Origin of the sequence: Nocardia brasiliensis, assembly GCF_042691675.1 — a bacterium.
In the GTDB taxonomy this organism is placed as follows: Bacteria; Actinomycetota; Actinomycetes; order Mycobacteriales; family Mycobacteriaceae; genus Nocardia; species Nocardia brasiliensis_D.
The window spans coordinates 2,786,734-2,804,645 of sequence record NZ_CP170507.1 but is presented as its reverse complement, the minus strand read 5'-3'; the positions used below and the strand labels follow the sequence as shown (position 1 = coordinate 2,804,645).

The 17,912-nt window shown below is 67.1% G+C and carries 18 protein-coding genes; 5 read left to right on the top strand and 13 right to left on the bottom strand.

Features of this window, described 5'->3' with window-relative positions; all coding sequences use genetic code 11:
* Positions 1 to 1,562: 1,562 nt before the first annotated feature.
* Genes ACFK0J_RS13095 through ACFK0J_RS13085 form a run of 3 tightly spaced genes read right to left on the bottom strand, consistent with a single transcriptional unit; the run spans position 1,563 to position 4,470 of the window.
* Positions 1,563 to 2,528 carry an ABC transporter substrate-binding protein gene (locus tag ACFK0J_RS13095; protein ID WP_378739786.1) on the bottom strand — a complete coding sequence of 322 codons (966 nt, stop codon included), beginning with the start codon at positions 2,526 to 2,528 and terminating at the stop codon, positions 1,563 to 1,565.
* Between the two features lie 30 nt (positions 2,529 to 2,558).
* Positions 2,559 to 3,608 (bottom strand): ABC transporter permease, encoded by a 1,050-nt coding sequence (locus ACFK0J_RS13090; RefSeq protein WP_378739785.1) that lies wholly within the window; start codon positions 3,606 to 3,608, stop codon positions 2,559 to 2,561.
* A 55-nt stretch (positions 3,609 to 3,663) separates the two neighbouring features.
* On the bottom strand, positions 3,664 to 4,470 hold the full coding sequence (locus tag ACFK0J_RS13085) for an ATP-binding cassette domain-containing protein (protein ID WP_378739784.1): 807 nt from the start codon (positions 4,468 to 4,470) through the stop codon (positions 3,664 to 3,666).
* A 415-nt stretch (positions 4,471 to 4,885) separates the two neighbouring features.
* Between ACFK0J_RS13085 and ACFK0J_RS13080 the strand changes: the two genes are divergently transcribed.
* Positions 4,886 to 5,443, top strand: coding sequence for a Uma2 family endonuclease (locus ACFK0J_RS13080; RefSeq protein WP_378739783.1), 558 nt, complete (start codon positions 4,886 to 4,888; stop codon positions 5,441 to 5,443).
* A 63-nt stretch (positions 5,444 to 5,506) separates the two neighbouring features.
* On the opposite strand, the gene ACFK0J_RS13075 is transcribed toward ACFK0J_RS13080, so the two are convergent.
* Genes ACFK0J_RS13075 through ACFK0J_RS13065 form a run of 3 tightly spaced genes read right to left on the bottom strand, consistent with a single transcriptional unit; the run spans position 5,507 to position 8,520 of the window.
* Positions 5,507 to 5,830: a multidrug efflux SMR transporter gene (locus ACFK0J_RS13075; protein ID WP_218476216.1), complete on the bottom strand. Its 324-nt coding sequence runs from the start codon at positions 5,828 to 5,830 to the stop codon at positions 5,507 to 5,509.
* A 15-nt stretch (positions 5,831 to 5,845) separates the two neighbouring features.
* Entirely contained in the window at positions 5,846 to 7,267 is a 1,422-nt protein-coding gene (gene argH / locus ACFK0J_RS13070; RefSeq protein ID WP_378739781.1) for an argininosuccinate lyase, read from the bottom strand.
* Between the two features lie 50 nt (positions 7,268 to 7,317).
* Positions 7,318 to 8,520 carry an argininosuccinate synthase gene (locus tag ACFK0J_RS13065; protein ID WP_378739779.1) on the bottom strand — a complete coding sequence of 401 codons (1,203 nt, stop codon included), beginning with the start codon at positions 8,518 to 8,520 and terminating at the stop codon, positions 7,318 to 7,320.
* Between the two features lie 258 nt (positions 8,521 to 8,778).
* On the opposite strand from ACFK0J_RS13065, the gene ACFK0J_RS13060 reads away from it, so the two are divergent.
* Positions 8,779 to 8,931, top strand: a complete 153-nt coding sequence (locus ACFK0J_RS13060; RefSeq protein ID WP_378739774.1) for a hypothetical protein — start codon at positions 8,779 to 8,781, stop codon at positions 8,929 to 8,931.
* 27 nt (positions 8,932 to 8,958) lie between these two features.
* On the opposite strand, the gene ACFK0J_RS13055 is transcribed toward ACFK0J_RS13060, so the two are convergent.
* From ACFK0J_RS13055 to argC, 6 genes are all read right to left on the bottom strand, one after another.
* Positions 8,959 to 9,462, bottom strand: coding sequence for an arginine repressor (locus tag ACFK0J_RS13055; RefSeq protein WP_378739772.1), 504 nt, complete (start codon positions 9,460 to 9,462; stop codon positions 8,959 to 8,961).
* Between the two features lie 167 nt (positions 9,463 to 9,629).
* Positions 9,630 to 10,604 carry an ornithine carbamoyltransferase gene (gene argF, locus ACFK0J_RS13050; RefSeq protein ID WP_378739770.1) on the bottom strand — a complete coding sequence of 325 codons (975 nt, stop codon included), beginning with the start codon at positions 10,602 to 10,604 and terminating at the stop codon, positions 9,630 to 9,632.
* Entirely contained in the window at positions 10,601 to 11,824 is a 1,224-nt protein-coding gene (locus tag ACFK0J_RS13045; RefSeq protein WP_378739768.1) for an acetylornithine transaminase, read from the bottom strand. Before ACFK0J_RS13045 ends, argF begins: the two co-directional genes overlap by 4 nt.
* A complete protein-coding gene (gene argB / locus ACFK0J_RS13040) occupies positions 11,821 to 12,753 on the bottom strand; it encodes an acetylglutamate kinase (protein WP_378739766.1) in 933 nt (310 codons plus the stop codon). The genes ACFK0J_RS13045 and argB overlap by 4 nt, the downstream gene beginning before the upstream one ends.
* Entirely contained in the window at positions 12,750 to 13,976 is a 1,227-nt protein-coding gene (argJ, locus tag ACFK0J_RS13035; protein WP_378739764.1) for a bifunctional glutamate N-acetyltransferase/amino-acid acetyltransferase ArgJ, read from the bottom strand. Before argJ ends, argB begins: the two co-directional genes overlap by 4 nt.
* Complete coding sequence (argC, locus tag ACFK0J_RS13030; protein ID WP_378739762.1) at positions 13,973 to 15,046, bottom strand: N-acetyl-gamma-glutamyl-phosphate reductase; 1,074 nt, start codon at positions 15,044 to 15,046, stop codon at positions 13,973 to 13,975. The genes argJ and argC overlap by 4 nt, the downstream gene beginning before the upstream one ends.
* A 157-nt stretch (positions 15,047 to 15,203) precedes the next feature.
* Here argC and ACFK0J_RS13025 point away from each other — a divergent pair, with 157 nt between their 5' ends.
* Positions 15,204 to 15,404 carry a hypothetical protein gene (locus tag ACFK0J_RS13025; protein WP_378739761.1) on the top strand — a complete coding sequence of 67 codons (201 nt, stop codon included), beginning with the start codon at positions 15,204 to 15,206 and terminating at the stop codon, positions 15,402 to 15,404.
* Here the strand turns inward: ACFK0J_RS13025 and ACFK0J_RS13020 are convergent.
* On the bottom strand, positions 15,355 to 16,116 hold the full coding sequence (locus tag ACFK0J_RS13020; protein WP_378739759.1) for an ArsR/SmtB family transcription factor: 762 nt from the start codon (positions 16,114 to 16,116) through the stop codon (positions 15,355 to 15,357). The genes ACFK0J_RS13025 and ACFK0J_RS13020 overlap by 50 nt on opposite strands.
* Positions 16,117 to 16,180: 64 nt before the next feature.
* Here ACFK0J_RS13020 and ACFK0J_RS13015 point away from each other — a divergent pair, with 64 nt between their 5' ends.
* Together ACFK0J_RS13015 and ACFK0J_RS13010 are read left to right on the top strand one after the other, a co-directional pair.
* Entirely contained in the window at positions 16,181 to 16,870 is a 690-nt protein-coding gene (locus ACFK0J_RS13015) for a hypothetical protein (protein WP_378739757.1), read from the top strand.
* Positions 16,867 to 17,637 carry an isocitrate lyase/phosphoenolpyruvate mutase family protein gene (locus tag ACFK0J_RS13010; RefSeq protein WP_378739755.1) on the top strand — a complete coding sequence of 257 codons (771 nt, stop codon included), beginning with the start codon at positions 16,867 to 16,869 and terminating at the stop codon, positions 17,635 to 17,637. The genes ACFK0J_RS13015 and ACFK0J_RS13010 overlap by 4 nt, the downstream gene beginning before the upstream one ends.
* Positions 17,638 to 17,912 lie beyond the last annotated feature (275 nt).

Below are 17,912 nucleotides of genomic sequence, written 5' to 3'. Positions count from 1 at the left end.
TGGCAAACGTCGAGTGGCTGCGCTGTCATGTCCCCCTCGGCCGCATCACCTGCACCGAAGGGGACATGGCTGCGCCAAACATCGAGTAACCGCACCGTCATGTCCCCTCGGCCACATCACCTGCACCGCACGGGACATGGCCGCAGCAACGCTTGAGTAAGCGCACCATCATGTCCCCTCGGCCACATCACCTCCACCGCACGGGACATGGCCGCACCAAACATCAAGTAGCTGCGCCGCCATCTCCCCCTCGGCCACATCACATGCACCGAGCGGGTCGGAGGAGCCAAACATCGAGTGCTGCGCTGTCATGCCCCTCGGCATAGAGGACTAACCCCCGGCTACAACCTCGAGCGGGACATCACTGCGCCAAACATCGAGTAGGCACACCGTCATGTCCCCCTAGGCCACATCGCCTCCACCGAACGGGACGTGGCTGCGCCAAACATCGAGTATGCGCACCACCATGTCCCGCCCGAGCCACATCACCCACACCGAACGGGACATGGCAGCGGCAAACATCGAGTAAGCACACCATCATGTCCCGCCCGAGCCACATCACCCACACCGAACGGGACATGGCAGCGGCAAACATCGAGTGAGCGCACCACCATGTCCCGCCCGAGCCACATCACCCACACCGAACGGGACGTAGCTGCGCCAACATCGAGTAGCTGCGCCGCCATGTCCCCATCGGCCACATCACCTCCAGCGAACGGGACATGGCAGCGCGAAACATCAAGTAGGCGCACCATCATGTCCCCCTCAGCCATATCACCTCCGCCGAACGGGACGTGGCTGCGCCAATCATCAAGTAGGCGCACCCCCTCGCATCGAACCGGACGCGGCTACGCCAAACATCCAGTGCGCACACCGTCATGCCCCCTCGGCCACATCCACATAACCTGCATCCACATTGTCCGCTCGGCCACATCGCCTGTACCGACGGGGTAGCAGCAGCGCCGAACATCCAGTACCTACACCGCCACCTCCCGCTCGGCCACACCACCCGCATCGAACCGGACTCGGCTGCACCAACATCCAGTGCGCACACCGTCGTGCCGCTCTCAACCACACCATCTACACCGGACGGGACGTAGCTGCGGCAAACGTCGAGTAGCTGCGCCGTCATGTACCGCTCGGACACATTGCCTGCACTGAACGGGACACGCCTGCGGCAAACATCAAGTAGGCACACCATCATGTCCCGCCCGGCCACATCACCCGCACCGAACGGGACATGGCTGCGGCAAACATCGAGTGGATGCACCGTCATGTCCCGCTCAGCCACATTGTTTGCACCGAACGGGACGTGACGGCGAAGTCGAGTGGCTGCGCTGTCATGTCCCCCTCGGCCGCATCATCTGCACCGAGCGGAACATGGCTGTGGCAAACACCGAGTAGACGCACCGTCATGTCCCGCTCAGCCACGTCACCTGCGCCGAACGGGACAGGGTTGCGGCAAACGTCAGGTGGGGGTGCCGTGATGGCCCGGTGGGCGAAGGGTTGGGGGAAGGGTTGACCGGGGCGGTTGTCGCGGTCGGGCACCCCTCATTCGGCTGTTAGCACTTGCGCTTGTAGAAGTACTTGGAGTTGGGTTCCATGTCTGCCTGGGTGATTGCGATCATGTCGGTCTGGATTTTTCTGGTGACCGGTTTGCCCTCTATGGCGGCGGCGGCCTGGTCGACGCCCTTGGCGCCGATGCCTGCGGGGTCTTGGGCGATAAGGGCTTGCACGGTACCGGCTTTCAGGTCTTCGACCTGTTTGGGGCTCGCGTCGAAGCCGACCAGTTTGACCTGGCCGAGCTTGTTCGCGTTGCGCAGGCCGGTGGCCGCGCCCTCGGCCGAGCTCAGGTTGGTGGCGAAGATGCCTGCCAGGTCGGGGTGGGCGGCCAGCGTCGCGGTGACGATCGACGCCGCTTGGGCCGCTTCGTTGTTGTTGTACTGCACGCCGAGCGAGCGGATGCCGGGGTAGCTCTTGACCGCATCCTCGAAGCCCTGCGCACGCGCGTCCGTGGTGGACGTGCCCGCCTTCGTATTGATCACCAGCACGGGCCCCTTCTCCCCCACCAGCTTCGCCAGGGTCTGTGCCGCGAGTTCGCCGCCCTTCCTGTTGTCCGACGAAATCGACGCCACCGCAATGGAAGTGTCGTCGAGCGCGGTGTCCACCTCGACAATCTTGATGCCGGAGTCCTTGGCCTGCTTGATCGGATTGGCCATGGCAGTGGCGTGCGTCGGCGCGATCAGGATGCCGCCGGGCTTGTTCGCCACCACACCGGTCAACACCGGTGTCTGCGATCCGGCATCGAACTTGGTCGGCGCCTGCGTATCCAATTTGTAGCCGAGCTTCGCCGCTTGTTCCTGCGCACCGCACTGCATCGAGATGTAGAACGGCTCGTCGGCCACACCGGGAATCAACACCAGCTTCTTGCTGTCATTGCCACCCGAATCCCCCACCTGCCCACTACACGAGACCAGCAGCGCGCCGACCGACACCACCGTGCCGATCATCATCGCGGTCCGCTTCATTTGGCTACCTCCGCCATAGTGTGTTGTTTCCTATTTCCGATCGCGGGCCCGGCGGCGAAGCTGGTCGAACCAGACCGCCGCGACGAGGACAACGCTCACCGCGATCGGCTGCCAGAACACCGGCACCTGCGCGATGACGAAACCCTTCTTCAGCACCGACGGGATGAACACGCCGATCACGGTGCCGACGATCGAGCCGACTCCGCCGAAAAGGCTGGTGCCACCGATCACTACGCCGGCAATCGCGTCCAAGTTGTCGGTCGTATGCCCGCCGATGGTGGTGGTGCCGAAGTAGGCCAGGTTCATGAAACCCGCCAGCCCGGCGAGCACACCGGTGAGCAGATACACCGTCACCAGATGCCGGGTGACCGCGATGCCGGAGCGGCGGGCGGCCTCCTCGTTGGAGCCGATCGCGTAGGTGTAGCGGCCGAAACGGGTGGTGTGCAGTACCCACGCGGCGACCACCGTGACCACGGTGGCGACCAGCACCAGGTTCGGCACGCCGCCCAGCGTGGTGCCGAAACCGAGTGTGTCACGGAGGTTTTCGGGCACCGTCCGGGTGTCGACGCCACCGGTGATCAGCTGGGCGGCGCCGAGCGCGGCGCCGAACGAGCCGAGCGTGACGATCAATGGCGGAATCTTGGCCTTGGCCACCAACAATCCGTTGAGCAGCCCCCAAACACCGCCTCCCGCAACGGAAAGCAGGAATCCGATGCCGATAATCCCCCAGCCCGCGCCGGTGGCATCTTGGTCCGGGCTCAGCCACTCCATGGATTTCGCGCCGATCACGCCGGAAAAGATCAGCACCATGCCCACCGACAGATCGATGCCGGAGGTGATGATCACGAACGTCATCCCCACCGAAAGCACCAGCAGCACCGAGGTTTCGATCAACAACGTCTGGAAGGTGAACCGGGTGGGAAAGGCGTCGGGCCGAATGACGCTGAACACGACGCACAATGCGACGAGAACGACCCCGATCCACACGGTACTCGCACCCAGAAGCCGTTGCAGGGCAGTGCGTTCGGGCAACTCCGACCCGCCATTGCCGTTGACCTCGACAGACTTGACCTCACTCATGCGACATCCTGTGTCTTGCGGTAGTTCGAGGCGATGAGCGCGGCGCGCTGGTGGCTCATGCCGACCCCTCCTGTGACAGCGCGCCGGTCATGGCGCCCACCAATTGCTCGAGCGTGGCATCGGCCGCGGTGAACCGAGCCACCCGCCTGCCGAGCCGCAGCACCTCGATGCGGTCCGCGACCGCCAATACCTCCGGCATGTTGTGGCTGATCAGCACCACCGCGATGCCCTGGTCACGGACCCGGCGGATCACCTCGAGCACCCGCTCGCGCTGGACCACGCCGAGCGCGGCGGTCGGCTCGTCCATGAATACGACCTTGCTCGCCCACATCACCGCCCTGGCCACGGCGACGCTCTGGCGCTGCCCACCGGACAGCGAACCGATCGGCACGTCCGCGCTCTGCAGAGTGACGCCGAGACGCCGGAAGTGTTCGACCGCTTGGGCTCGCATGGCGGTCCGGTCCAGCATCCCGAGCTTGCCCGCCAAACCCTTGCGCACCAGCTCGCGGCCGAGGAAGAGGTTCGCGGCCGGGTCGAGGTCGGGGGCCACCGCGAGATCTTGATACACGGTTTCCACGCCGAGTTTTCGCGCGGCCGTCGGCGTATTCAGCACCACCTGCTTGCCGTCCAGCAGAATTCGACCGGAATCGGGCTGTTCGGCACCGGAAAGGCATTTCACGAGGGTGGATTTGCCCGCCCCGTTGTCACCGATCAAGGCAACGACTTCACCGGCACTCACCTGAAAGTTCGCGCCGCGCAACGCCTCGACGCCGCCATAGCGCTTCACCAGTCCATCGGCCTGCAATGCGACGGCGGATCCGCTCGTCGAATCGGCTTGGGTTGCGGCATCGTCCGAGGTCATCGGCCACATCCGCGCACGCACAGCTGAGCAAATGTCCAGTCCATCGCCCGATGCTACGTTCGGCCCGGCGCCCGAGGGACGTATTCGGCAAAATGCGGACGGTGCAACGGAACCCGGCCTTCTGGGGCAGGAAAACAATGCACTGAACGCCCGCGTCGGCAGCTCGTCGGGTAGTGGATCATCAGTGCTCCAGTTTCAGGTCTGAAAGTTGTGCAGTTTCGCGGGAACCACCGTGCCCCGTCTCACGTCAAAGGAAATGCACAACCATCCTGTCGTCGAGTAGAAGGAGTTACCGAGTGGACCGTACGAGCGCGAAACCGGACCCGGGCCGCAGATGAGCCCGCACGCCGCCGCGCGACATCTGTTGGTGGACGACCAGCAGACCGAACCCGCGCCACCTCGCTACCCTGGGGTTATGAGCAGCATGGACGCCGATGTGACCCTCGCGGAGTTCGAGGTGCTGGAGCGCGCATCGTCCGAGGAAGTCGACGTCGAGCTGATCGATGGAAGGGTCTACGTGGTTCCGGTCCCGGATGGCGAGCACGACGAGTACGCCCGCATCATCGGCGATCAAGTTCGCGACCACTGCCCGGATCTGCGATTGCTGCATGAGAGGGGCTTGCGCATTCCCGCCTACCGCGAAAGTCGCGCTCGCGTCGACGGCGCGGTCGCACCTCGCGGGTACTTCCGCGACCAGCCGCCATGGTCCGATCCGGCCGGAGTGCTGATGATCGTCGAAGTCACCTCGGGCCGCGAACGCGACGCGGATGTCGATCGCATAGCGAAGCGCGATGCTTACGCGCAGGGAGCCATCCCTGCGTACCTGCTCGTCGACCGCCACCGAGGCGAGGTGATGATTTACTGGGAACCTGCCGACGGCGAATACCGACACAACGCCACCGCCAAGTTCGGTGCGTCGTTGCGGCTTCCACCGCCATTCGATTTCGATCTGGATACCAGCGAGTTCCTCTGATCCAGATCTAGACGGCATTCGGGTGTGCCGACCGCTCTCGGTAACATCGGCACACCCGTTCGGTCAGTGCTCGCCGCCGAGCTCCAGCGCGAGCACCCCGATGATCACCAAACCGATCCCACCGACCTGAATCAAGGTCAGTCGCTCGTCCAGGAACAACACTCCGATGATCGCGATGGCGGCAACACCGACCGCCGACCAAATGCCGTACGCGACACCGATCTGCATGCCGCGTTTCAACGCCTGTGACAGGAACCAGAACGCGGCCCCGTAGCCGATGACCACGATGATCGACGGAACGAGCTTGGTGAATCCGTCGGAAATCTTCAGCGAAACAGTTGCGGTCACCTCGGACGCAATGGCAAATGCCAGCAGAAGCAGGGTCATGGCGGCAGCGTAGCTTCAGCGCAGCCAGGCGCGGAGCTCGGCTGTGGTGCTGGCGATTTCGGTGAGTTGGTGGGCTACCTGGGTGCCTGCGGTGCCGCCTCGGGCGTTGCGGGAGGCGATGGAGCCCTGGACGGTGAGGACCTCGCGGACCTTCGGGGTGAGAGCCGGGTCGATGGCGGCGAATTCCTCGTCGGTGAGTTCGGCCAGGCCGACGCCGCGGGATTCGGCGGCACGGACACAGGCACCGGCCGCCTCGTGCGCCACCCGGAATGGAACGCCCTGGCGGACGAGCCATTCGGCGATGTCGGTGGCGAGGGTGAAACCGGCGGGCGCGAGTTCGGCCATCCGGTCGGTGTGGAAGGTGAGCGTGGCGACGAGGCCCGCGATGGCGGGCAGCAGCAGTTCCAGTTGCGCGACCGAGTCGAACAGCGGTTCCTTGTCCTCCTGCAGGTCACGGTTGTAGGCCAACGGCTGCGCCTTCAAAGTGGCCAGCAGGCCGGTCAGGTTGCCGATGAGCCGGCCCGCCTTGCCACGGGTGAGCTCGGAGACGTCCGGATTCTTCTTCTGCGGCATGATCGAGGAGCCGGTAGACCAGGCGTCGGCGAGCGTGATATAGCCGAATTCCGGTGTGCTCCACAGGATCACCTCTTCGGCCATGCGGCTGAGGTCGACGCCGATCATGGCCAGCACGAACGCGGCCTCCGCGGCGAAATCGCGCGAGGAGGTGGCGTCGATCGAATTCGCCGCGGCCGCGTCGAAGTCCAGTTCCGCGGCGATCGCCTCCGGATCGAGCCCGAGCGACGAACCGGCCAGCGCACCGGAACCGTACGGCGACACCGCCGCCCGCTTGTCGAAATCACGCAGCCGATCGATATCGCGCAGCAGCGGATGCGCGTGCGCCAGCAGATGATGCGCCAGCAGCACCGGCTGCGCGGCCTGCAGGTGCGTCTTGCCCGGCATCACCGCATCCGGATGCGCGGCCGCCTGCGCGACCAGCGCGTCCACCACGTCGAGCACGCCGACCGCGACCCGGCGGACACCGTCGCGCAGCCACATCCGGAACAGCGTGGCCACCTGATCATTCCGGGAACGTCCGGCCCGCAGCCGCCCGCCGAGCTCCGCGCCGACCCGTTCGATCAGGCCACGCTCCAGCGCGCCGTGCACGTCCTCGTCGGAGTCGGCGGGGGCGAACGCGCCCGAATCCACGTCCGCGGCAAGCTGATCCAGCCCCGCCAGCATCGCGGCGAGGTCGCTCTCCGAGAGCAGCCCGGCCTTGTGCAGCACCCGCGCGTGCGCCTTGGACGCGCGAATGTCGTACGGCGCCAGCACCCAGTCGAACTGCGTCGACTTGCTCAGCGCCGCCATCGCCTCGGCCGGTCCGGACGCGAATCGCCCGCCCCAGAGCGCACCGGTATTCGTGCTGCCGCTCTGCGTCATCGTGTGCTGTCTCCTCGGATTGCGGTCATCAGTGACGGCGCTGCACTTGCCTACTTCTGGTTCAGGTCCCGGCGCGCGGCGACCTTGGAGGACAGGCCGTGGATCTGGACGAAGCCCTTGGCCAGCGACTGGTCGAAGGTGTCGCCCTCGTCGTAGGTGGCCAGGTTGAAGTCGTAGAGCGACTGCTCCGAGCGCCGGCCGTTGACGACCGCGTTGCCGCCGTGCAGCACCATCCGGATGTCACCGGAGACGTGCTCCTGGGTTTCGCCGACGAACGCGTCCAGCGCGCGCTTGAGCGGGGAGAACCACAGGCCGTCGTACACCAGCTCGCCCCAGCGCTGCTCGACCTGCCGCTTGTACCGGCCGAGCTCGCGCTCGACGGTGACGGCCTCGAGCTCCTGGTGCGCGGTGATCAGGGCCATGGCTCCGGGCGCCTCGTAGATCTCCCGGCTCTTGATGCCGACGAGCCGGTCCTCGACCATGTCGAGGCGGCCGACGCCCTGCCGTCCGGCCCGGTGGTTCAGCTCGACGATCGCCTCCAGCACGCTGACCTGGCGGCCGTCGATGGCGACCGGAATGCCCTTCTCGAAGGTGACGATGAGCTCGTCCGGCGCCTCGAAGTTGACCGTCGGGTCGGCGGTGTAGTCGTAGACGTCCTTGGTCGGCGCGTTCCACAGGTCCTCGAGGAAGCCGGTTTCCACCGCGCGACCCCACACGTTCTGGTCGATCGAGAACGGGGACTTCTTGGTGACGTTGATCGGCAGCGCGTTCTCCTCGGCGAAGGCGATGGCCTTCTCCCTGGTCCACGCATAGTCCCGGACCGGGGCGATCACGTTCAGGTCCGGGGCGAGCGCGCCGATGCCGACCTCGAAGCGCACCTGGTCGTTGCCCTTGCCGGTGCAGCCGTGCGCGACGGTGCTCGCCCCGTGGAATTTGGCGGCCTCGACCAGGTGCTTGACGATGAGCGGGCGGCTGATCGCCGAGACCAGCGGGTAGCGGCCCATGTAGAGCGCGTTCGCCTGGATGGTCGGCAGGCAGTAGTCGTTGGCGAACTCGTCGCGCGCGTCGACCACGATCGCCTCGACAGCGCCGCAGTCCAGCGCTCGCTGGCGCACCACGTTCATGTCCTCGCCGCCCTGGCCCAGGTCGATGGCCACGGCCACCACCTCGGCACCGGTCTCCTTGCCGATCCAGCTGATCGCCACGGAGGTGTCCAGCCCACCTGAGTAGGCGAGTACGACGCGTTCGGACATGGTCTGTGTGCTCCTCGGTTTCGATGCTTGACTACGAAAGTACGGACCGGCTTCCCGCCACAGCGGCCCGCGCGTCCTACAAATGATTATGCATGATGATGCAAGCCCATTCACAACGGGGGTCCGCCGGGGCACCCGCGCGCCGCGAATCGTTCGCGAAAGTCACTGCCCATCAAGCGAATTACACCCTTGGCGAGCCCTCTCGGTTATGCGACCCTGAGAGCGGAAACCTTCGGGGCGGGCAGAAGGACGGACACCATGGTGCAACTCATCGCGGGAGAATTCAGCATCCTCGCCAACGATGTCCTCGACATCGGCCGCGCGATCGTCGACCTCATCCAGGACGCCATCGACCTGAGCACGCCACGCAACAACCGGCCCGGTGGCGGCGGGGATTACCCGTTCTCCTGACCCGATGCGGCGGCCGCACGACCACCGTCAGGCGATCTCTTCGATCTTGGCGGCCAGTTCGGCCCCGGTCAGCGGCTCGCGGGCGATGACGGCAATGGTGTCGTCACCCGCGATGGTGCCGACGATGTACGGCAGCGCGGCCCGGTCCAGTGCGCTCGCCAAGTAGTGTGCGGCACCGGGCGGCGTGCGCAGCACGGCAATATTGCCGCTGGCGTCGGTGGACACCAACAGGTCACCGAGCAGCTTGGCGAGGCGATCGGTGCCGCCGGTGACACCCCTGATGGGGTTGCCGTCCTCGGGAACCACATAGACGCCCGCACCACCGTCGGCGGCGCGCAGCTTCACCGCGCCGAGCTCGTCGAGGTCGCGCGAGAGGGTGGCCTGGGTGGTTTCGATGCCCTCCGCGGACAGCAGCGCCGCCAGCTCGGTTTGGCTGCGCACCGCGTGCGCCGTCAGCAACTCGACAATGCGAGACTGCCGCCCGGCCCGTGTGCGGGCGATCTCCGGACCGGACTTGCCCGATTCACTCACGACTCCGCCTCGCTAACGCTCGGCTCCGTCGTGCGTGCGCACACTGCGTCGATGGTTCGCTCGCTACGCTCACTCACGACTCCACCTCGCTAACACTCGGCTCCGTCGTACGTGCGCACACTGCGTCGATGGTTCGCTCGCTACGCTCACTCACGACTCCACCTCGCTCACGCCCCACCATCACTTCTCTTGGCCAGCAACCACACCAGCAGCGCCTTCTGCGCGTGCAGGCGGTTCTCCGCCTCGTCCCACACCACGCTGTGCGGACCGTCGAGCACCTCGTCGGTGACCTCCTCGCCACGATGCGCGGGCAGGCAGTGCAGCACGACGGCGTCCGGCTGCGCGTATCCGAGCAGGGCGCTGTTCACTTGGAACGGGCGGAACGGGCCCACCCGGTCCAGGCCGTCGTTCTCCTGGCCCATCGAGGTCCAGGCATCGGTCACCAGTGCGTCCGCGCCATCGGCCGCCGCGACCGGATCGTCGGTCAACGTAATGGTGGCGCCGGTCTCGGCGGCGCGCTTGCGGGCCGCTTCCACGATCCACGGCAGCGGCTCGAAACCCGCCGGCGCCGCGATGGTGACGTTCAATCCCGCGGTGACGCCGCCGAGCAGCAGCGAGTGCGCCATGTTGTTGGCGCCGTCACCGAAGTAGGTGAGGTTGCGCCCCACCAGGTTTCCCTTGCGCTCGGCGAGAGTCTGTAGGTCGGCGAGCACCTGGCACGGGTGGAACTCGTTGGACAGCGCGTTCACCACCGGAACCGTTGCGGTAACGGCCATTTCGTCGAGCCGGTATTGCTCGAAGGTGCGCCACACGATCGCGTCGACATAGCGCGACAGCACCCGGCCGGTGTCGCCGAGGGTTTCCTCGCGGCCGAGCTGGGTGTCGCGTCCGTCCACTACCACCGCGTGCCCGCCGAGCTGGGCGATGCCCATCTCGAAGGAGAACCGGGTGCGGGTGGAGTTCTTCTCGAAGATCACCCCGACGCCGCGCGGGCCCTCCAGCGGGCGCTGCGAGAACGGCGCGTGCTTGAGTTCGGCTGCGATGGTGAGGATTTCGGCTTGCTCAGCCGGGCTCACATCGTCGTCGCGGAGGAAATGCCGGACTACCGGCGCTGAAGTTCCCGCACTGTGTGCTGAAGTCATTGCGCCGCAGCCTCCTTCGCATCTTGGGTCGCCGCGTCCAGAATTTCCGGCAGATCGGCGACGAAATTGTCGGCTTGCGTTTCGGTGAGGATCAGCGGCGGCGCCAGCCGAATGACGTTGGGCTTGGCCGGATTCACCAGATATCCCGCGGCCCGCGCCCGCGCTTCGACCTGGGCCGACACGTCGTCGGTGAGCACGATCCCGAGCAGCAACCCGGCCCCGCGCACCTGATCGATCAACGGGTGCTCCAGCAGTTCGATACCGTCGCTGAGCCGCTTGCCGACCGACTCCACGTGTGCGAGCAGATCCTGCTCGTCGATGGTGCGCAGCACCGCGAGCGCGGCCGCAGCACAGACCGGGTTGCCGCCGAAGGTGGTGCCGTGCAGGCCGGGTGTGAGCAGTTCGGCGGCCTGGCCGGTGGCCAGCACCGCGCCGATCGGCAGCCCACCGCCGAGGCCCTTGGCGAGGGTGATCACGTCGGGCACGATGCCGACGGCTTGGTGCGCGTAGAACTTTCCGGTCCGGCCGATGCCGGTCTGCACCTCGTCGAGCACCAGCAGCGCGCCGTGCCGCGCGGTGATCGCACGGGCCTTGGCCAGGTAGTCGAACGGCGGGACGACGACGCCGCTCTCGCCCATCATCGGCTCCAGGAAGACCGCGGCGGTGTCCTGGTCGACCACCGCTTCCAGCGCGGCGGCGTCACCGTAGGGCACGTGCACGACGCCGGGCGGCATCGGTTCGAACGGCGCCCGCTTCGCCGCCTGTCCGGTGAGTGCGAGTGCGCCCATGGTCCGGCCGTGGAACGCCTCGTCACAGGCGATGATCTTGCGCCGTCCGGTCAGCCGCGCGATCTTGAACGCGGCCTCGTTGGCTTCGGTGCCGGAGTTGCAGAAGAAGGCCCTTCCGCTGTGTCCGGCCGCGGAGGAACCGTCGCCGAAGTGCGCGAGCAGCCGCTCGGCCAATTCGATGACCGGTTCGTTGGCATAGAGATTGGAGACGTGGCCGAGCGTGCCGAGCTGCTGGGTGACAGCCGCCAGGATCGCCGGGTGCGCGTGACCGAGGCTGTTGACCGCGATGCCGCCGAGGAAATCGAGGTAGCGGTTGCCGTCCGCGTCGTAGACCACCGCGCCCGCGCCGCGCACCAGCGCGATCTTGGGGGTGCCGTAGTTGTTCATCATGGCGGCGGACCACCGTTTCCGCAGTTCTTGGTCTGTGCTCATTGTCGCGTTCCGTCCAGCGAGCCTGCCCCATTCGAGGACGGGACAGGCGTCACCATCGTTCCGATTCCTTCTCCGGTGAACAGTTCCAGCAGCACGGCGTGCGGGACGCGCCCGTCGATGACGTGCGCGGTCGGCACCCCGCCTTGTACGGCGCGCAGGCAGGCTTCCATCTTGGGCACCATGCCCGCATCGAGACGGGGCAGCAACTCCGCGAGCGCGGCGGTATCGATGCGGGTGATCAGCGAGGACCGGTCCGGCCAGTTGGTGTAGAGACCTTCGACGTCGGTCAACACCACCAGTTTCTCGGCGCCGATGCCCTCGGCGAGCGCCGCGGCGGCGGTGTCGGCGTTGATGTTGTGCACCACCCCGTCGACATCCGGCGCGATGGTCGACACCACCGGGATGCGGCCGGCGCCGATCAGGTCGAGGACGGCGTCCGGGTTCACCTCGGTGACGTCGCCGACCAGGCCGATGTCGGTCGGCTCGCCGTCCACCTCGACCATCCGACGGGTCGCGGTGAACAGGCCCGCGTCCTCACCGGAGATGCCGACCGCGTAGGGGCCGTGCGCGTTGATCAGTCCGACCAACTCGCGACCGACCTGCCCGAACAGCACCATGCGCACGACATCCATCACCTCCGGCGTGGTCACCCGGAAGCCGCCGCGGAATTCTCCTTGCAGGCCGAGCCTTTTCAGCATGGCACTGATCTGCGGGCCGCCGCCGTGCACCACCACCGGGTGCACGCCGACGGTGCGCAGGAACGCCATATCGGCGGCGAACGCCCGCTCGAGTTCCGCGTCGACCATCGCGTTGCCGCCGAACTTCACGACCACGATCTTGTCCCGGAACTTCTGTAGCCAGGGCAGCGCGTCGGCCAGGACGTGTGCCTTGTCCAGCGCCGAAAGCTCGTGGCCGAGTTGACTTGTCATGAGCTGTAGGCCGAATTCTCTTCGACATAGCCGTGCGAGAGGTCGGTGGTGCGGATGGTGGCCGCGGCGTCACCGACGTTCAGGTCGATCAGCACCTCGATGTCGGCGCCGGACAGGTCGACGTCCCGGGCGCCCGGTGCGCCGACGCCGTCGATACACACCGGGTTTCCGTTGAACGACACCGAGATCCGATTCGGATCCAGGGTGACCGGTGCCATGCCGACCGCGGCCAGCACCCGGCCCCAGTTCGGATCGGAGCCGAAAAGCGCTGTCTTGACCAGACTGTCGCGGGCGACGGTGCGCGCGGCGGCCACCGCCTCGTCTTCGCTGACCGCACCCGCGACGGTAACCAGCACCCGCTTGGTGACGCCCTCGGCGTCGGCCATCAGCTGGTCGGCCAGGTCATCGCAGACCGCGAGGACGGCGGCGTCGAGCTCGGCCTGGCTCGGGGTGACCTCGCTGGCGCCGTTGGCGAGCAGTAGCACGGTGTCGTTGGTGGAACAGGAGCCGTCGACGTCGAGCCGGTCGAAGGTGCGCTTCGACGCGTTGCGCAGCGCCTGATCCAGCTGGTCGGCGGTGGCGGCGGCGTCGGTGGTCAGTACCACCAACATGGTGGCCAGCGACGGGGCGAGCATGCCCGCGCCCTTGGCCATGCCGCCGACGTTCCACTTGTCGCGATGGTGGAACGCCGCTTCCTTGGGCACCGTGTCGGTGGTCATGATGGCGTGGGCCGCGTCCAGTCCGCCGGACAGGCCGCCACCCATCTCGTGCACGATCTCGGTGATCGCGGGGACCAGCTTGTCCATCGGCAACCGGTCGCCGATCAAACCCGTTGAGCAGACGGCGATCTCACCGGCGCCGGTCTCCGAACCCCAATTGCTCAGTGCGGCAGCGAGTTCTTCGGCGGTCTTGTGCGTGTCCTGGAAACCGCCCGGCCCGGTGCACGCGTTCGCACCACCGGAATTGAGGATCACCGCGCGCAACCGTCCGCCGGTCAGCACCTGCTGCGACCACAGCACGGGGGCGGCCTTCACCTTGTTGCGGGTGAATACGCCCGCCGCCGCGTACTCCGGGCCTTCGTTGAAAACCAGTGCCAGGTCCGGCTTTCCGCTGGCCTTGATGCCCGCGGCGATGCCCGCCGCACGGAAGCCGAGCGGGCCGGTGACGCCCTGGTTCCGCACCAGCTTGCCGGTGTCGCTCGATGTCGCGGCGGATGTTGTCACGGTGCCACTCCTACGGTGGAAAGTCCTGCGGTCTCGTCGAATCCGACGGCCAGATTCATGCATTGCACCGCGGCGCCCGCGGTGCCCTTGGTCAAGTTGTCGATCGCGCCGATCACCACGAGCAGGCCCGCGGCGGCATCCACCGCCACCTGCAAAGTGACGGCGTTGGAACCGAGCACCGCACCGGTCTGCGGCAGCGCGCCTTCCGGCAGTAGGTGCACGAAAGGTTCGTCGGCGTAAGCCTTTTCGTAGACTGCACGGGCCTGCTCGGCGTCCACTTCGACGGGTGCGGTGCAGGTCGCCAGAATGCCGCGCGGCATCGGCGCCAGCACGGGGGTGAACGACACGGCGACGTCCAGCCCACCGGCGGCCTTCAGGTTCTGCGCGATCTCCGGCGTGTGCCGGTGCGCGCCCGCGATGCTGTACGCCCGCGCCGAACCCATCACCTCGGAGCCGAGCAGGCCGACGTCGAGCTTCCGACCGGCACCCGAAGTACCGCTCACCGCAACGACATTCACGTTCGGTTCGATGATTCCCGCCGCGACGGCGGGGGCGAGCGCGAGACTGGCCACGGTCGGATAGCAGCCGGGCACCGCGATCCGGGTGGCGCCGCGCAGCTTCTCCCGGCCGCCGGGCAGCTCGGGCAGGCCGTACGGCCAGCTGCCCGCGTGCGCGCTTCCGTAGTACTTCTCCCACGCTTGCGCGTCGGTCAGCCGGAAGTCGGCGCCACAGTCGATGATCACCGTCGACGCGGGGAGCTGCGCGGCGATGGCGGCGGACTGACCGTGCGGCAGGCCGAGAAACACCACATCGTGCCGAGCCAGCTCGTCGATGTTCGTCGGCGCGAGCACGCGGTCCGCCAGTGGTAGCAGCTGCGGCTGCAATTCGCCGAGCGCGCTGCCCGCATTCGCGCCCGCCGTCAACGCCCCGATCACCAGGCGCCCCGCGCGATACGCCGGATGCCCCAGCAGCAGACGCAACACTTCCCCGCCCGCGTACCCACTCGCCCCGGCCACCGCGACCCGCAGCGCGGGCCCGGTCGGTTCCGGCGCGTGCACCGAATCAACCATGTGATGATTATGCACGACTATGCAAGCTCATTCACAAGCCGGTCCCCCATGATTCGGTCGCACGGCGAAAACCCAACGCTTCCCGGCGTTGATACCCGAGCAGGCGGGCCGCAAACACCGTCTCGGCTGCGCGGCCGCCATGCGCTATCATTAGAACATGCGTTCGAACGGAGCCTTTGAGGAGCAGGTCAGCGCCCTGGAGCGGGCGATCGCCGGGCTGCGCGGGCTCGACGTTTCGCGGGCTACCGAGGAAGAGTTGGTGGATCTGTTGGATCGGCTGGAGTCGGGGGCGCGGATGCTGGCGGGGCTCATCGGACGGGTGGCTTATCGGCTTCGGCAGTTGCGGGATCTGGCGTAGCGCCGAGTTGGAGTTCGGACGGTTCGATGGCTAGCAGGGTATGCAGACCGGATTCGCCCTTCGGGGTGACGCGGACGGCGCGGCCGGTGCCGACGCGGGTGATCCAGTCGAGTTCGTGGAGGCGGCGGCAGAGCTGTGCTCCGGCGGCACCGCCGAGATGAGTGCGGCGTTCGGTCCAGTCGAGACAGGGGCGTGCGAGGGGACGGCGGGTGGTGCGCAAGGCGGCGGGCCGGACGCCCAGTGGACCGGTGAGCCAGGCCAGGCCCGCTTCGGTGAGTGCGAAACCGCCGTCTTGGTCCAGCAGCGCCCGATTTGTCATCGCGTCGGTGATGGCGACGCCGAGGCGACCCGCCAAGTGGTCATAGCAGGTGCGGCCGCGAGCCAAAGCCGCGGCGGCGGTCGAGGTCCGGAGGTTGGTCACGACCGGACGGGGTGGGTCGAGATGGGTGACCATCGACTCCAGCAGTTCGGCCACCCGCGGGCCCGCCAGTTGGACATAGCGGTGGCGGCCCTGCCGACGTTCGATGAGCAGGCCGCCGTCGAGGAGGCGGTTCAGATGTTCGGTCGCGGTGGAGGGGGCGACGCCGGTGTGCCGGGCGAGCTCACCCGCGGTCCAGGCGCGGCCGTCGACGAGTGCTAGGCACATGTCGGCGCGGGTGCGGTCGGCGAGCAAGGCTGCCAGACCGGCTAATTCGGCTCCACGAGATGTCACCACCCCATGATGGTGCGCGATTGTTTCGGCGGCGACCGAAACGACCCGGGGATACGGTCACGGCATGAATCGGACAGTTCCTGAGATCACCGATCCCGATCAAGTGCGCGCCGCCTTGATCGGCGCCCCGGTGCCCGCCGTGCCGTCGGTGGACGCACCGGTCGGCATCGCTTGGCTGCGCGCCCATGTGCCTCGCTTCTGCGATGGGGCCGAGCACCAGCGGCTGCGCGCACTGGTCACAGCGGAGCTGGACCGCCTCTCGCCTGCCGATCTGCGCGAGCGGGCGCGCACTGCCGTCGGCCCGCTGCCCCATGTCCGTGCATTGGCGGAAGCCATTGGCATGCAAGACATTTCCGTGGATGCGGTGGCGCTGGTCGCTGCCCACTATCAGCCGTTCGAGCCCGATGACCCCGCAGCCGACGAAGCCGTGGCGGCATTGGTGGCGGCCTGCGGCGGTGCGGCCGACGACGTCGCGGCGGCACGAATCTGCCTGCTGTTGCAGGCTTGTGCCGCGACAAGCGCACTGGTCGCCAATGCTCGACAGCTGGACGCGGACGGCTCCGCCGAGGAGATCATCGCGCGGACCATGCACGAGAACCCGCCGCTTCGCTCCACCAGACGGGTCGTCGACGGCGAGGTCGTCGAGCTCGACATGCGGCACCCCGGCCTCGGTTTCGGTGTGGGTCCGCATGCCTGCCCTGGTCGAGAACACGCCATTGCCGTCGCCGCCGGAATCATCGAGGGGTCGAAATGAACAAGACGAAGATCTTCCACGAACTGCACCACGGCGACCGCCCGCTGGTCCTGCCCAACGCTTGGGACTTCGGCTCCGCGGCTGTTCTTGCGGCCGAAGGGTTTCCGGCGATCGGCACCACCAGCCTCGGCGTTGCCGTCGCAGCGGGCCTCCCGGACGGAGCCGGAGTCACCGGCGAGGCGACCCTGGCGCTGGCCCGGTTGCTCGCCCGGCTGCCGGTGCCCGTGACGGTCGATATCGAAGGTGGCTTCAGTGAAAACCCCACCTCCGTAGGCGAATACACTGCCCGGTTGGCCGAACTCGGTATCGCCGGGGTCAATCTGGAGGACGGCCGCACCGAAACCGCACTGGCCGAGCCGGATCACCAATCCGAGCTGATCGCCACGATCAAGACGCGCACGCCGGAACTCTTCGTCAACGCCCGGGTCGACACCCACTGGCTGAAGCTCGACACCGACTCCACCCTCGCCCGAGCCGAGCAGTACACCGCGGCAGGCGCCGACGGCATCTTCGTTCCCGGACTCACCGATCCCGACGAAATCGCCCAACTGGTCGCCGCCATCCCGCTACCCGTGAACATCCTGTACTCGCCGACCGGCCCATCCCTGGCAACCCTCACCGACTTGGGCGTCCGCCGAGTAAGCACCGGCTCCCTCCTGTACCGCACCGCATTAGCAGCGGCCGTCAAAGCCGCCCACGCCGCCCACAACGACACACCCCTCCCCCTCCAACCCCCCACCTACGGCCAAATCCAAGCCTTAACCTGACCCACGAACGGGACATGGCGGAGCCAAACGTCCAGAACACGCTCCCCCATGTCCCGCTCGCCAGCCCAACCCACCGAGGCCTAGCCGCGTACGGGACATGGACGAGGCAAACGTCGAGAGGCGGCTCGTCCATGTCCCGTTCGGGAATCGGTGGAAAGTTTGGGGGGAGGTGTCGATTCTTTGGGGGGTGGTTCGTGTAGAGGGTGAAGGCGACAGCGGGTCGCCCTTTTCGAAGGAGCAGACATGGACAGAATCACTGCCGTTCCGACCGACGT